At 57.7% G+C, this 13,129-nt stretch carries 16 protein-coding genes; 9 read left to right on the forward strand and 7 right to left on the reverse strand.

What is annotated here, in order from left to right:
* The 3 genes from ACQ4OB_RS19075 to ACQ4OB_RS19085 all read left to right on the forward strand — a co-directional run.
* Positions 1-216: hypothetical protein (locus ACQ4OB_RS19075; RefSeq protein WP_430956249.1), on the forward strand; the 216-nt coding region annotated here is incomplete at its 5' end.
* 101 nt (positions 217-317) lie between these two features.
* A complete protein-coding gene (gene rhtA, locus ACQ4OB_RS19080) occupies positions 318-1,205 on the forward strand; it encodes a threonine/homoserine exporter RhtA (RefSeq protein WP_074878685.1) in 888 nt (295 codons plus the stop codon).
* A 169-nt stretch (positions 1,206-1,374) separates the two neighbouring features.
* Positions 1,375-1,656, forward strand: a complete 282-nt coding sequence (locus ACQ4OB_RS19085) for a hypothetical protein (protein WP_074878687.1) — start codon at positions 1,375-1,377, stop codon at positions 1,654-1,656.
* A 15-nt stretch (positions 1,657-1,671) separates the two neighbouring features.
* Here ACQ4OB_RS19085 and ACQ4OB_RS19090 read toward each other — a convergent pair whose 3' ends face one another.
* Positions 1,672-2,232 (reverse strand): TetR/AcrR family transcriptional regulator, encoded by a 561-nt coding sequence (locus ACQ4OB_RS19090; RefSeq protein ID WP_102616715.1) that lies wholly within the window; start codon positions 2,230-2,232, stop codon positions 1,672-1,674.
* A 92-nt stretch (positions 2,233-2,324) separates the two neighbouring features.
* Between ACQ4OB_RS19090 and ACQ4OB_RS19095 the strand changes: the two genes are divergently transcribed.
* Together ACQ4OB_RS19095 and ACQ4OB_RS19100 are read left to right on the forward strand one after the other, a co-directional pair.
* A complete protein-coding gene (locus ACQ4OB_RS19095) occupies positions 2,325-3,053 on the forward strand; it encodes an SDR family oxidoreductase (protein WP_102616716.1) in 729 nt (242 codons plus the stop codon).
* Positions 3,054-3,089: 36 nt separating this feature from the next.
* Positions 3,090-3,680 carry a 2-hydroxychromene-2-carboxylate isomerase gene (locus tag ACQ4OB_RS19100; protein ID WP_430956250.1) on the forward strand — a complete coding sequence of 197 codons (591 nt, stop codon included), beginning with the start codon at positions 3,090-3,092 and terminating at the stop codon, positions 3,678-3,680.
* Here the strand turns inward: ACQ4OB_RS19100 and ACQ4OB_RS19105 are convergent.
* Positions 3,677-4,675 (reverse strand): zinc-dependent alcohol dehydrogenase family protein, encoded by a 999-nt coding sequence (locus ACQ4OB_RS19105; protein ID WP_430956251.1) that lies wholly within the window; start codon positions 4,673-4,675, stop codon positions 3,677-3,679. The two genes, ACQ4OB_RS19100 and ACQ4OB_RS19105, sit on opposite strands and share 4 nt — an antisense overlap.
* 115 nt (positions 4,676-4,790) lie before the next feature.
* Between ACQ4OB_RS19105 and ACQ4OB_RS19110 the strand changes: the two genes are divergently transcribed.
* A complete protein-coding gene (locus ACQ4OB_RS19110; protein ID WP_074878698.1) occupies positions 4,791-5,699 on the forward strand; it encodes a LysR family transcriptional regulator in 909 nt (302 codons plus the stop codon).
* On the opposite strand, the gene ACQ4OB_RS19115 is transcribed toward ACQ4OB_RS19110, so the two are convergent.
* The 4 genes from ACQ4OB_RS19115 to ACQ4OB_RS19130 all read right to left on the reverse strand — a co-directional run bounded on the left by ACQ4OB_RS19115 (position 5,692) and on the right by ACQ4OB_RS19130 (position 9,910).
* Complete coding sequence (locus ACQ4OB_RS19115; RefSeq protein WP_430956252.1) at positions 5,692-7,500, reverse strand: aminopeptidase P family protein; 1,809 nt, start codon at positions 7,498-7,500, stop codon at positions 5,692-5,694. The two genes, ACQ4OB_RS19110 and ACQ4OB_RS19115, sit on opposite strands and share 8 nt — an antisense overlap.
* 65 nt (positions 7,501-7,565) lie before the next feature.
* A complete protein-coding gene (locus ACQ4OB_RS19120; RefSeq protein ID WP_430956253.1) occupies positions 7,566-8,723 on the reverse strand; it encodes a cysteine desulfurase family protein in 1,158 nt (385 codons plus the stop codon).
* A 203-nt stretch (positions 8,724-8,926) separates the two neighbouring features.
* Positions 8,927-9,541, reverse strand: coding sequence for a LysE family translocator (locus ACQ4OB_RS19125; protein ID WP_074878704.1), 615 nt, complete (start codon positions 9,539-9,541; stop codon positions 8,927-8,929).
* 99 nt (positions 9,542-9,640) lie between these two features.
* Positions 9,641-9,910, reverse strand: a complete 270-nt coding sequence (locus ACQ4OB_RS19130) for a hypothetical protein (RefSeq protein ID WP_102616722.1) — start codon at positions 9,908-9,910, stop codon at positions 9,641-9,643.
* A 280-nt stretch (positions 9,911-10,190) separates the two neighbouring features.
* Here ACQ4OB_RS19130 and ACQ4OB_RS19135 point away from each other — a divergent pair, with 280 nt between their 5' ends.
* Positions 10,191-11,294 carry a sigma-54 interaction domain-containing protein gene (locus ACQ4OB_RS19135; protein ID WP_430956254.1) on the forward strand — a complete coding sequence of 368 codons (1,104 nt, stop codon included), beginning with the start codon at positions 10,191-10,193 and terminating at the stop codon, positions 11,292-11,294.
* On the opposite strand, the gene ACQ4OB_RS19140 is transcribed toward ACQ4OB_RS19135, so the two are convergent.
* Positions 11,291-11,656 carry an antibiotic biosynthesis monooxygenase gene (locus ACQ4OB_RS19140; protein WP_074878709.1) on the reverse strand — a complete coding sequence of 122 codons (366 nt, stop codon included), beginning with the start codon at positions 11,654-11,656 and terminating at the stop codon, positions 11,291-11,293. The genes ACQ4OB_RS19135 and ACQ4OB_RS19140 overlap by 4 nt on opposite strands.
* Before the next feature lie 94 nt (positions 11,657-11,750).
* Here ACQ4OB_RS19140 and soxR point away from each other — a divergent pair, with 94 nt between their 5' ends.
* Together soxR and ACQ4OB_RS19150 are read left to right on the forward strand one after the other, a co-directional pair.
* Positions 11,751-12,200, forward strand: a complete 450-nt coding sequence (gene soxR, locus ACQ4OB_RS19145) for a redox-sensitive transcriptional activator SoxR (protein WP_074878711.1) — start codon at positions 11,751-11,753, stop codon at positions 12,198-12,200.
* A gap of 172 nt (positions 12,201-12,372) precedes the next feature.
* The gene (locus tag ACQ4OB_RS19150; RefSeq protein ID WP_430956255.1) at positions 12,373-12,831 is read left to right on the forward strand and encodes a VOC family protein; all 459 of its coding nucleotides are present in this window, start codon (positions 12,373-12,375) and stop codon (positions 12,829-12,831) included.
* Positions 12,832-13,129: the final 298 nt, after the last annotated feature.

Below are 13,129 nucleotides of genomic sequence, written 5' to 3' on the forward strand. Positions count from 1 at the left end.
ACACCGCTTTCGACCGAGAAGATCGAACCGTCAAAAGAGCCAAACAACCCTGCTCTTTCAACTCCTTCTGGGCTTCGACGACCTGAAGCAACTCGCTGTCGAAAACTGCATAACTCATTGTTTACCAAGGAGTTTTCCGTTTCGACTGCGCCGGAAGTGGGGCGAATTATAGACTTCCAGAATCTGCCGTCAATCCTTAATTACGCTTTTCTATAAGGACGGCCAAAATCACAGCTTATATATAGACGCGCCCGCCATGAATGCGCAGTATATTGCCCAATACCACTCTCGTTTCCTACTTCGGACAATGCCACGCCATGAATGACCAACCTCGCAGCCTTGCCTCGACTCTGTTTTCGGTTGGCCTGCTATTGATAGCCATGGCATCAATCCAGTCAGGAGCCTCCCTGGCTAAAAGCATGTTCCCCATTATCGGCGCGCAAGGAACCACCACACTGAGGCTGATCTTCGCCAGCGTGATCATGATGCTGATACTGCGCCCCTGGCGAGCGAAGTTCACCGCGAAATCCTTGCGCACCGTCATCGTCTACGGAATGGCGTTGGGCGGCATGAACTTCCTCTTCTATATGTCATTGCAAACCGTCCCCCTCGGTATCGCGGTTGCGCTGGAATTCACCGGTCCACTGGCGGTAGCCATCTACGCCTCACGTCGCGCGATCGACTTTTTGTGGATCGCCCTGGCAGCCGTCGGCTTGCTACTGTTAATACCTATGGGAGAAACAACCGCGGGGATTGATCTGGTAGGCGCCGGTTATGCATTGGGCGCAGGTGTCTGCTGGGCGCTGTACATTCTGTTCGGCCAAAAGGCCGGTGCCGACAATGGCGTGCAGACCGCGGCACTGGGGGTGATGATTGCGGCACTTTTTGTAGCCCCTATCGGCATCGTCCATGCTGGTGCCGCACTACTCACTCCCTCACTGATCCCAGTGGCCATTGCTGTCGCCATTCTATCTACCGCAGTGCCCTACACGCTGGAGATGGTCGCCCTCACCCGCATCCCTACCCGGACATTCGGTACATTGATGAGCATTGAACCTGCGATCGGCGCGCTGTCAGGCCTGTTGTTTCTGCAGGAGTACCTTTCATTGTCACAATGGATGGCCATCATCTGCATCATTCTGGCCTCCATAGGCGCGACCATGACGATGGGGAGTGCAGCCAAGCCTGCTGTCACTGCAGATTGAGCCAGGATTTGACGAGGGTCTGGTATTTGTCGCGCAATTAGGCCATGTTTAGACCCATAACCCAGTGTCAGACATGGATTTTTTCAGATAGGGATATCAGAACGCTTCAAGCGAAAGCGAATGCAGCCAGACCCGGGCGCAAAGATCCGGGAACGCTATAAGGACAGTAATGAAACGAATTTTGGTATTGATCGCCGTACTTGCGGTTGCGGGCTGCGCGGCGACATCGAAAACCCAGGTAAAACACGGCAAGAGAGGGCTGCATATCAACTGTTCCGGGCTGTCATCATCCTGGGACAAGTGCTACACCAGCGCCGCCAACTCGTGCGCTCCAAAAGGTTACAAGGTCATCGCCAAGTCAGGGGACACTGTGGAAGAACCAGGCGATTACCCGTTCGGCCTCAACCCTGCCGGCTATACCAGCCGCAGCATGATCGTCATCTGCAAATAGATCGATGCCGCCTTGTCACGTTCGTGGACCTGCGATCTGGCGGCCAATCTCATCGTAGCTGGATTTCAGGACCGCACGCTGAATGTCCGGCGTGGCCAGCATTCGAGCAATAACCAACGCACCGATACATTGCGACAGAATCGCCCAGGCCAGGCTGTCGCTTTCCAGAACTTGTGCCCAACTCTTCTGAAGCCGACAAATCCAGTTCTCCGCTTGTTGACGAATCATCACGTCTGAACGTGCAATCTCGGCCCCTAATGCCGGCAAAGCACAACCCGATTCCGGATGCTCGACATGGGCCATGCTCAGGTAGTGTTTCAGGCAGCGCTGGAACTTCTCAGGATTCAGGTCTACCCCTAACCGCTCCAGGCTTTGAGACAGTTCACGCTCGACGATTGAAGCGAACAGCTCATCCTTTGACGAAAAGTGACTGTAGAAAGCCCCGCCACTCAAGCCGATCGCCTTCATCAAACCATCGACGCCTACCGTTGAAAAACCCGACTTCTTGGCCGACACCGCACTGCTTTCAAGTAGTTTCTCTTTGGTTTCCAGTTTGTGATTGGCCGAGTAACGCATTGCCTTGCCCTCAGGATTGATCGCCTTGACGCTTGCCGGATCGTAGCATAACGTTCGTTTAGTTAACGATCGTTTAGCAAAGGGATCTACCCATGAATAACAAGAAGGTCGTACTGGTTGTCGGTGCAGGGGATGCCACTGGCGGCGCAATTGCAAAGCGCTTTGCGCAGGAAGGATTTGTGGCGTGTGTCACCCGCCGCAGCGCGGACAAACTCCAGCCGCTGGTGGACGCCATCAAGGCCGATGGAGGTGAAGCCCACGGGTTTGCCTGCGATGCGCGCAAGGAAGAGGACGTGATTGCGTTGGTTGAGCAGATCGAAAGCCAGATCGGCCCAATCGAAGCGTTCGTCTTCAACATCGGCGCCAATGTGCCTTGCAGCATTCTCGAAGAAACCGCGCGCAAATATTTCAAGATCTGGGAAATGGCCTGTTTCTCAGGATTCCTCAACGCTCGTGAAGTGGCCAAGCGCATGGCCAAGCGTCAACGCGGGACTATTTTGTTCACCGGTGCTACCGCCGGCCTGCGTGGGGCCTCAGGGTTTGCGGCGTTCGCCGGCGCCAAGCACGGGATTCGTGCCCTGGCGCAAAGTATGGCGCGTGAACTGGGGCCGATGAACATTCATGTCGCCCATGTTGTAGTCGACGGTGCCATCGATACCGATTTTATCCGCGAGAGCTTCCCCGAAAAGTACGCGACCAAGGACCAGGACGGCATTCTCAATCCAGAGCACATTGCCGAGAACTACTGGTATCTCCACAGCCAGCCCCGTGATGCATGGACCTTCGAGCTGGACCTGCGCCCCTGGAGCGAACGCTGGTAAGCCCTCCCCCACAATAATAAACAGAGCGCATCGACCATGAGCAAAACCGTGAAGTTCTACTTCGACCTCGGCAGCCCCGCCACCTACCTGGCCTATACCCAGCTACCGAAGATCTGTGAGCAGACCGACAGCCAGTTGATCTACATACCCATCTTGCTGGGCGGCGTCTTCAAAGCCACAGGTAACGCCTCCCCCGCGGCTATCCCCGCCAAGGGTCGCTACATGTTTCAAGATCTGGACCGCTACGCCAAGCGCTATGGCGTGGCACTGAAGTTCAATCCCCACTTTCCTATCAACACCCTGATGCTGATGCGCGCCGTCACCGGCATGCAATTGCGCCATCCTGAACGCTTTCAGGCATTCATCGATTGCCTGTTTCACGCCCTCTGGGTTGAAGGCCGCAGCCTCGATGATCTGGCGACCGTCGCGTCAGTACTGACACAGAACGGTTTCGATCCAAATGAAGTCCTGGCCCTGACCGCCGACGAGGAAGTCAAAGCCACTCTCAAGGACAACACAGAGAAAGCAGTGCAACGGGGTGTATTCGGTGCCCCGAGCATGTTTGTCGATAATCAGCTGTTCTTCGGTCAGGATCGCCTGGACTTCGTCGTTGAAGCCCTGAGTTAGATCTCGACAACCAACCGCCCCTGCGCAGCTCCCGAAACGAGCAGCTCATGGGCGGCCTCGGCGGTTTGCAGCGTGAACTGCCGAGGGTCGAGCAACGGTTTCAGCTGACCCGTCTCGATCAACCGCGCAGCCTCCCTAAGTATCTCCCCGTGATGCTCACGCCCCTTGCCAGTCAGCAACGGCAACAAGGTAAACACTCCAGAATAAGTCGCCCCACGAAACGAGAGCGGCGCCACACTGTGCTGCCCCCATCCGAGACAACTCACGACATGCCCCTCGTAGACCCGAGCAGCCTTGAATGAAGCGTCCAGCGTCTCACCCCCCACCGTGTCGTAGACAATGTCGAAGCCCTCCCCCGCCGTGTGCTCAGCCACATACTCCTCAACCGAAGATTTTCGATAATCAATAAACGTCGCACCGAACCCTTCGATGATCGCCTGCTTCCCGGCCGACCCGGTGGCAAATACGTCAGCACCGAAAGCCCGGGCAATTTGTATAGCCACATGCCCGACACCGCCCGCACCGCCGTGAATCAGCACCTTCTGACCCGCCCGCACCCGCGCACGATCCACCAACCCTTCCCACGCCGTAATCAGTACCAACGGCAACCCAGCCGCCTCGCGCATGCTCAGATTGCCTGGCTTGCGTGCCAGCAGCCGTGCATCGACGGCGGCGTATTCAGCCAGTGAACCCTGCGCACCGCCAATACCGGTGGCCATTGCATAGACCTCATCCCCCGGCAGCCATTCACTGACACCCTCCCCCAATGCCGCCACTGTTCCCGCGAGATCAATACCCAATACCGCCGGCAATGACTGACGCGCATGAGCAGCCTGACCCGAGCGAATCTTTCCATCCAAAGGGTTCACCCCACTGGCCTTGATCCTGACCAATACCTGACCGGCCTCAGGCACAGGCCGTGGAACGGAAGCCAAGCGTAAAGGCCCGTTGGCCGAGTCAACAATCAGAGCGCGCATTTCAAGTGAGTCAGTCATTTCGCAATTTCCCGTCAGAGGTGGCTGTGGGATAAATCCTCCTCCCGTTCACTCATGCCGATAAGACGCTATATAGCTATAGTGACCATGCCCATTTGGCATCAATGAGAAACCCGTGGACAAACTCAATGCAATGGCAATCTTCGTTCGCGTTGTCGAGCGTGGCAGCTTTTCTGCCGTCGCCCGGGAATTGCAAACCAGCCAGCCGACCATCAGCAAAGTGCTGCGAGCACTGGAAACTGAGCTGGGTGGAAAGTTGATTTCTCGTAGCACACGACAACTATCCCTGACCGACGAAGGTCAGCGGTACTACAGCGAATGTCGACATATCCTGGCGGCCGTAGACGCCGCAGAACACAGCTTTCACTCCGGCCGCGAAGCTGTCGCCGGCAACCTGAAAGTCGGATCGTCCGTGAGTTTCGGGCGTTTACAGATTGCTCCGCGACTGCCGGCATTCCTCAAAAAACATCCTCAAGTGCAGATTGATCTGCAACTGAGCGATCAAAATCAGGACCTGGTCAGTGAAGGGCTGGACGTCACGTTCAGGATCGGCGAGTTGAACGACAGCGGATTGATTGCCCGCCGCATCGGCACCACCCACCGAGTAACTGTCGCAGCGCCCGAGTACCTTGCGCAGCACGGCCAGCCGCAAACGCCCGAAGAATTACGCGGACACAACTGCCTGCTGTTCAACCTGCTGAACAGTCAGAACCTGTGGGTTTACGAGAGAGAGAGACAACGTCACGAAGTGCGAATCAAGGGCAACGCACAAAGCAACAACTCCGAGGCGATCCGCGAGATGGTACTGGGGGGATTGGGGATTTCGCTGTCGCCGGTCTGGCTGTTCAGCGAGGACTTGAAGGCAGGACGCGTGACCGCGATTTTGCTGGAATACAGCGCCCAGTCGCTGCCGATTCATGCCGTGTCCCCGGCGAATCGTCGCCAATCCGCCAGGGTCAAAGCCTTCGTCGACTACATGAGCCAGGCGCTCGAAGAAGCGCCTGAACTCCAACCGATCAAATAGCCGCAGTCCGGGTGTTCAACCACTCAAGGGCTGCGCCGTCGAGCAACGGGCTCAAGCGCTGGCGCACCTCGGCGTGGTAGGCGTTGAACCATTGTTTTTCGTCGTCAGTCAGCAGCGACGGTTCCAGGCAGCGAGTATCGATCGGGCACAAGGTCAGGGTTTCGAATTTCAGGAACTCACCGAATTCGCTTTTGCCCGCCTCGCGGTTCAGCACCAGGTTCTCGATCCGCACACCCCAGCGGCCCGGACGGTAAGTGCCCGGTTCGATGGACGTAATCATGCCAGGCTGCATAGCCGTTTGCGGTGCCGCAGCGGCCTGATAGGCGATGACCTGCGGGCCTTCATGCACGTTGAGGAAGTAGCCAACGCCGTGACCGGTGCCGTGACCGTAATCAACGCTTTCAGCCCAGATCGGCGCGCGGGCAATCGAATCGAGCAACGGCGAGAGAATGCCACGAGGGAATTGCGCACGGGACAACGCAATCACGCCTTTGAGCACCCGCGTGCAATCGCGCTTCTGCTCATCGGTCGGCGTACCGACCGGCACCATCCGCGTGATGTCAGTGGTGCCGCCCAGGTACTGGCCGCCGGAATCGATCAACAACAGACCGTCGCCTTCGATCACCGCGTGTTCTTCTTCGGTGGCGTGGTAGTGCGGCATTGCGCCATTGGCGTTGAACGCGGCAATGGTGTTGAAGCTCAGCGATACATAGCCCGGACGTCGGGTACGCGCCGCCGTCAGGTGTTCGTCGATGGTCAGTTCGGTGATGCGCTCACGGCCCAACGCGGTGTCCAGCCAGGTGAAGAATTCACACAGCGCCGCGCCGTCCTGCTCCATGGCCTGACGAATGTGCTCGGCATCGGCCAGGCTTTTCTGTGACTTGGCCAACGTCGTCGGGTTCAGGCCTTCGATCAGCTTCACGCCGCTGTCCAGGTTATCCAGCAAGCCGGCGGTAACGCGCGCCGGGTCGACTTGCAGGCTCGCCCCGCTCGGTACGGCGCGCAAGGCGGCGGCCACTTCGCTGTAATCGCGCAGGGTCACGCCGTCCTGTTCGAGGGTTGCGCGCAGCTTGGTATCGACCTTGCTCAGAGCCACGAACAGGGTGGCCTGCTCTTGGCTGATCAACGCGAAAGAAACAAACACTGGGTTGAACGACACGTCACCGCCGCGCAAGTTGAACAGCCAAGCGATGTCATCAAGGGTGGCAATGAAATGCCAGTCGGCACCGCGATCGTTCAAAACCTCACGCAGCTTCGCCAGTTTCTCGCCGCGGCTGACCGTCGCCTGAGGCGGCAGGTGTTGATAGATCGGTTCATTTGGCAGCGTCGGACGGTCGCTCCAGACTTCGTTCAGAACATCGATATCAGTGCGCAAACGTGCGCCGCGCTCTTCGAGCTTGCTACCCAACGTACGCGCCGAAGCCACGGCCATCACCGCGCCATCTACCGCGACGACGCCGCCTTCAGGGGTTTGCTCGGCCAGCCAGTCCAGCGGGCCGGGTTGACCCGGTTGCAGCTTGACCAGTTCGATGCCGCTGCCCTTGAGTTCCTTGGTCGCTTGCTCCCAATAACGACTGTCGGCCCAGACGCCTGCAAAGTCCGGCGTAACGATCAGCGTGCCGACCGAGCCATGGAAGCCCGACAGCCATTGCCGTCCTTGCCAGTAACCCGGCAGATATTCCGACAGGTGCGGGTCGGCCGACGGCACCAACAGAGCGTGAATGCCCTCCCGGCTCATCAGTTCGCGGGTTTGCGCCAGGCGTTGAGGCACCGATCCATTGATCGAAGGCTGCGTACTCATCATGTCTCCTGCTAATCACTTCATCATTATTGTTGAGTGCCGATCAACGCCGACACTTTCAGACCTTATTGCCAAAATGCCGGAGCACTGGCGCAGGCCGCTTTAATCAGCTGTACCGCTTGGTCGATGTCTTGCTCGGTGGTGAACCGGCCGAGACTCAAGCGAATGGTGCGACTTGCCGAACGGGCGTCATGCCCCAGGGCCAGCAGCACATGGGAAGGCGCATTGCTCGCGGAATTGCAGGCCGAGGTCGCGGAGAACGCGATCGAGGTGCTCAACGCCGTGGAATTGAACTCGCCTTCGCTGAAGGTCAGGCTCAAGGTATGAGGGATGCGCTGGGTCGGACTGCCATTGAGGCGTACCCCGGGAATGCTCAGCAATTGCTCAAGCAAGCGTTCACGCAACCGCACGATCGTGGCTTTCTCTTCATCGAACGAAGCGGCCGCCAAGGCGAACGCCACACCCATGGCCGCGATCTGATGAGTCGCCAGGGTGCCGGAACGCAAACCGCCCTCGTGACCACCGCCATGAATCTGCGCCTGCAAACGCTGCTGCGCGCGTGGCCCGACGTACAACGCGCCGATGCCTTTGGGGCCGTAAATCTTGTGGGCGGAAAATGACATCAGATCCACTGGCAACCGGGCCAGGTCAATCAGCACTTTGCCTGCACCTTGAGCCGCGTCGACATGGAACAACGCATCGCGAGCACGCACGACTTCGCCGATGGCCGAGATGTCGTTGACCGTGCCCAACTCGTTGTTGACCAGCATCAACGACACCAGAAAGGTGTCTTCGCGCATCGCTTCGCTGACCGCTTGCGGGGTAATCAGACCCTCGGCGTCAGGCACCAGATAAGTCACCGCGACGCCGACGTCCTGCAACTGCTTTGCCGTGTCGAGAATCGCTTTGTGTTCAATCTGGCTGGTGATGATGTGGCCGCCAGAAACGCCACGTGCCTGGGCCACGCCCTTGAGGGCAAGGTTGTTCGATTCGGTGGCGCCGGAGGTCCAGACGATCTGGTCCGGCTGGGCGCCGACCAGTTCGGCGACCTGCTGCCGCGCCTGCTCGACCGATTGTCGGGCCTGTTGACCGAACGCATGGGAGCTGGACGCTGGATTGCCGAAGTTGCCGGTAAAACCCAGACACTCGACCATGACCTTGATGACTCGTTCATCCACCGGCGTGGTGGCGGCGTAGTCGAAATACAGAGGACGCTTATTCATAGAAGACTCGCAGAGCATGTTCCGGGATCAGGAGGCTCGTCACTGAAACGCCAAACGCAGCCTCGTGAGCTGCGCCCTTCGTTCAGAGCGTTAGAAATACCTGATCGGAGGCCGTTAAAGAAGAACAACTTCATTTAAAAGTGCGTAGGAACGCTCCTGAAGTCGAGCTTAACAGGCATCGGGCAAGCGGTTGAAGCAATGCGTCAGCTAAAGCTTTCGACCAACAACGGATACAGCGAAGCCACCAGCAGCAAGGCCATGCCCCAGTTGAACAGCCGCAACCAGCGGCGATCCTTCAGCACGTTGCGCAACAACGTGCCGCAGCCGGCCCAGACACTGACGCTCGGCAGGTTGATCAAGGCGAACACCGCTGCAATCACGATCACGTTGGTGAAATAACCCTGCATGGGCGTGTAGGTGCTGATTGCGCCGATGGCCATGATCCAGGCCTTGGGATTGACCCACTGGAACGCCGCTGCGCCCAAATAGCTGATCGGTTTGCTCTCGCCCTTTTCATTCTCGGAAACCGGTCCCGAATGGGCGATTTTCCACGCCAGATACAGCAAATACGCCGCGCCGACGTAACGCAGGACGCTGTAGAGCAAAGGATAGGTTTGAAACACTGCGCCCAAGCCGAAACCCACCGCCACGACGAGCACGAAGAAGCCGCAGGTGATGCCAAGCATGTGAGGGATGGTGCGGTTAAAACCGAAGTTCACACCCGATGCCAACAACATCGTGTTGTTCGGGCCGGGAGTGATCGAGGTGACAAGCGCAAACAGGGCAAAGCCCAATAGCAGATCGAGCGAGAGCGTCATGGTGGCAGTCCATTGGGTCAGTCAGGTACTGACCCTATCGCAGGCCTTAAGGGAAACCCATGGACAGTTGCGTAAAACTTCAAGCGGTACAGTTTTCGCTCAACTAGGACGACCGTGAAGCTGTACAGCACGTTCGGCGTTCATCTCGCCTTGTTTGTCGAAACTGAACGACTTTTGCGGTTGGCCGAGCAGCTCGGCTTTTTTCGCGTGGTATTCGTCGAACGACAAACCGCGCCGATTCAACGCCTCAAGTGCCAACTCTCTGGTTTCTTCTTCGGTGTACGGCCGTAATTCCGGGGAAACATGGCTGGCACATCCAGTGAGCACGGAGACCGCAAGCAGCAAGAAAGCAGCGATTGGAGGTTTCATTGTGAGTGTCCTGACATCTGGGTTCGAGGCAATGAACACAGGCTACGCCGGGCATCCGATCTGCAGAAATCAACGCTCTCGATAGTGGCTATCGACTTTGGCTAACGCCGCTGAGGCAGAACACTTTATATCTCCAAATGATCTATTAATATTAATTTAATGTCTTTTACGGAATAAAGCTGGACCTTTATAAACCTGTCATCGCTTCAGACACTCCATGAACCATGTCCCTGCCGATCCCGACTTTCTATTCATAGCCTTCTATTCATGGAGCCTGCCCATGCAACTGCTGACCTTACCGCCCTCGCCCGCCCTGGCCACCTCGATCCGCGCCACGGCGCAGGTGTTCGAAGACCCCAGATCCCAGGCCTTGCTCGCCCATATTCGACAAGTCGCGCCCAGTGAAGCCAGCGTGCTGATCATCGGTGAAACCGGCACCGGCAAGGAGCTGGTGGCACGGCATGTCCACAACCTCAGCGCCCGGCGCAACCGGCCATTTGTGGCGGTGAACTGCGGCGCGTTTTCCGAATCCCTGGTGGAGGCCGAGTTGTTCGGCCATGAAAAAGGTGCCTTCACCGGTGCGCTGAGCGCCAAGGCCGGCTGGTTCGAGGAGGCCGATGGCGGCACGTTGTTCCTTGATGAAATCGGCGATTTGCCGATGGCGATCCAGGTCAAGTTGTTGCGGGTATTGCAGGAGCGCGAAGTGGTGCGCCTGGGTTCGCGCAAGAGCATTCCCATCAATGTGCGTGTGCTGGCGGCGACCAACGTGCAACTGGAGAAAGCCATCAACGCCGGGCATTTCCGTGAGGATTTGTACTACCGCCTCGACGTCGTCAGCCTGGAATTAAGCCCACTGCGCGACCGCCCCGGCGACATCCTGCCGCTGACCCGGCATTTCATCGAAGCCTACAGCCAGCGCCTCGGCTACGGCACCATCACCCTCAGCAAAGAGGCCGAACTGAAACTGCGCGGCTACAGCTGGCCGGGCAATATTCGCGAACTGGAAAATGTTATTCATCACACACTGTTGATCTGCCGTAACGGCGTGATCGAACGCGACGACCTGCGCCTGTCGAACCTACGCATCGAGCGTCAGGACGATTACCACAGCACCATCGATGACTCACCGGAAGCCCTGCTCGACCGGGCTTTTCAAAAGCTCTTCGAAGAACAAGCCGGAGCGCTGCACGAGAAAGTCGAAGACGCGTTGCTGCGAGCCGCCTATCGCTTCAGCCATTACAACCAGGTACACACCGCCGCGCTGCTGGGCTTGAGCCGCAACGTAACCCGCACGCGACTGATCAGGATCGGCGAACTGGCGGTGAACAAGCGCCGCCCCATGGAAAATCTCCAGGGCGAGCGTGTCATGCAGCTGTCGATCTAACCCACCAGATTGCAGTGCAGCGCGTTGTCGTGGCTGCGTTCCAGGCTATGCAGGACCTGGAACGAGCCGAAGGTCACGGTTTTCGCCTGATGGGTGCGAATCAGTTGCCAGAAATCCTGCTCGCCGCTTTCAAAGCTCTGGAACGCGGCCTCTCCCGCCTCGCGTGTTTGCCATTGCAGGTAGTTGAGCACCCGTCGGCCATCATCGCTGGCCTGGATGCTGGCACTCAGAAATCCTGTGAAGTCCTGGGCCAGACGTTCGGTCTGTTTCGACAGTGCCGATACCAACGCGGGCTGTTGATGGGGTTCGATCTCGAATTCGATCAATTGGGTGAAGCTGCGATTTTTCTCTGACGCTTGCATGAAGAGTCCCCCTGACGTGTAAGCCGGATCTTGCGATCCGAAGGCCTGCAGGGTAAAACCTCGAGTTAACTTGAGGTCAAGGAGCATTTTTTAGATGATCACCTCGGAAAATCTGCACAAGGAACTCACCGTCGGCCAAGTGGCTGCGCGCAGCGGCGTCGCGGTCACGGCGCTGCACTTTTATGAGTCCAAGGGTTTGATCAAAAGCAATCGCAACCAGGGCAACCAGCGACGTTATCCACGGGAAGTGCTGCGGCGGGTGGCATTGATCAAAGTAGCCCAGCGATTGGGGATTCCGCTGGCGGAGATTGGCGAGGCGCTCAAGTCCCTGCCGGATAACCGAGCACCGACGGCGGCGGACTGGAAGGTGTTGTCGGCGCAGTGGAGTCGGGATCTGGATGAGCGGATCAATCAACTGACCTTGCTGCGGGACAAGCTCAATGGCTGCATTGGTTGTGGTTGTCTGTCGATGGAGGCATGTCCGCTGCGCAACTTTGGCGATGTGCTGGGGGAACGCGGGCCAGGGGCGCAGCTCCTTGGTTGATGGCTGAACAGTGCTGATGCAGCCGCGGGCGGTGATCTTTTTTGTGAACTTGGTAAATGCTGGGGATCAAAATCAAGACATCGCCATTTTTGGCAGCGCCTACACTTGATGATCCTGCTGAAAAGCGGCGAAGTGAAATCTTCCATCTACAAAAAAATCAGGGAGAACGATCATGAGTGTCAAACCTATTCCCGAGGGTTATCACAGCATTACCCCCTATCTGGGCATTCAAAAAGCGGCGGAAGCCATCGAGTTCTACAAGAAAGCCTTTGGCGCCACCGAAGTCATGCGCCTGTCCATGCCCGATGGCGGCATCGGCCACGCCGAACTGCGTATCGGCGATTGCCCGATCATGCTTGGCACACCGTGCGATCAGGGTCCGCTGAGCAATCCCGACACGTCGCCGTCCGTGGGACTGCATCTGTATGTGAACGATGTAGACAAGTCCTACAAACAGGCGATTGCGGCTGGCGGCACGGTGGTGTCCGAGGTCAAGGATCAGTTTTATGGCGACCGCTCGGGGACCTTGAAGGATCCCTATGGGCATCTGTGGTTTCTGGCCACGCGCAAGGAAGATCTGACTCAGGAGCAGATTGAGCAGCGGGCGCAGGAGATGTTCAAGCAGGGTTGACCCAATGATCGTTCCCACGCTCTGCGTGGCAATGCCTCAATGGACGCTCCGTGTCCGCTTCTGGGACGCAGAGCGTCCCGGGCTGCATTCCCACGCAGAGCGTGGGAACGATCGTGGATCACTCGCCTACAGCCAAACGATATCGCGAAACATTTTCTTTCATCTCCCCTTTCAGGATTTCCGACGCTCATCCGTCTTATCTAGATGCAGTCGGCCCGCGTAGGCAAAAGCCACAGCCCGGCCTTTCATGGACCTCATCGCTGGGAAGCCCTCAGCGACGGCCCGCTCATCGAAACAA

It is taken from the genome of Pseudomonas sp. ES4 (assembly GCF_050586665.1).
Lineage (GTDB): Bacteria > Pseudomonadota > Gammaproteobacteria > Pseudomonadales > Pseudomonadaceae > Aquipseudomonas > Aquipseudomonas frederiksbergensis.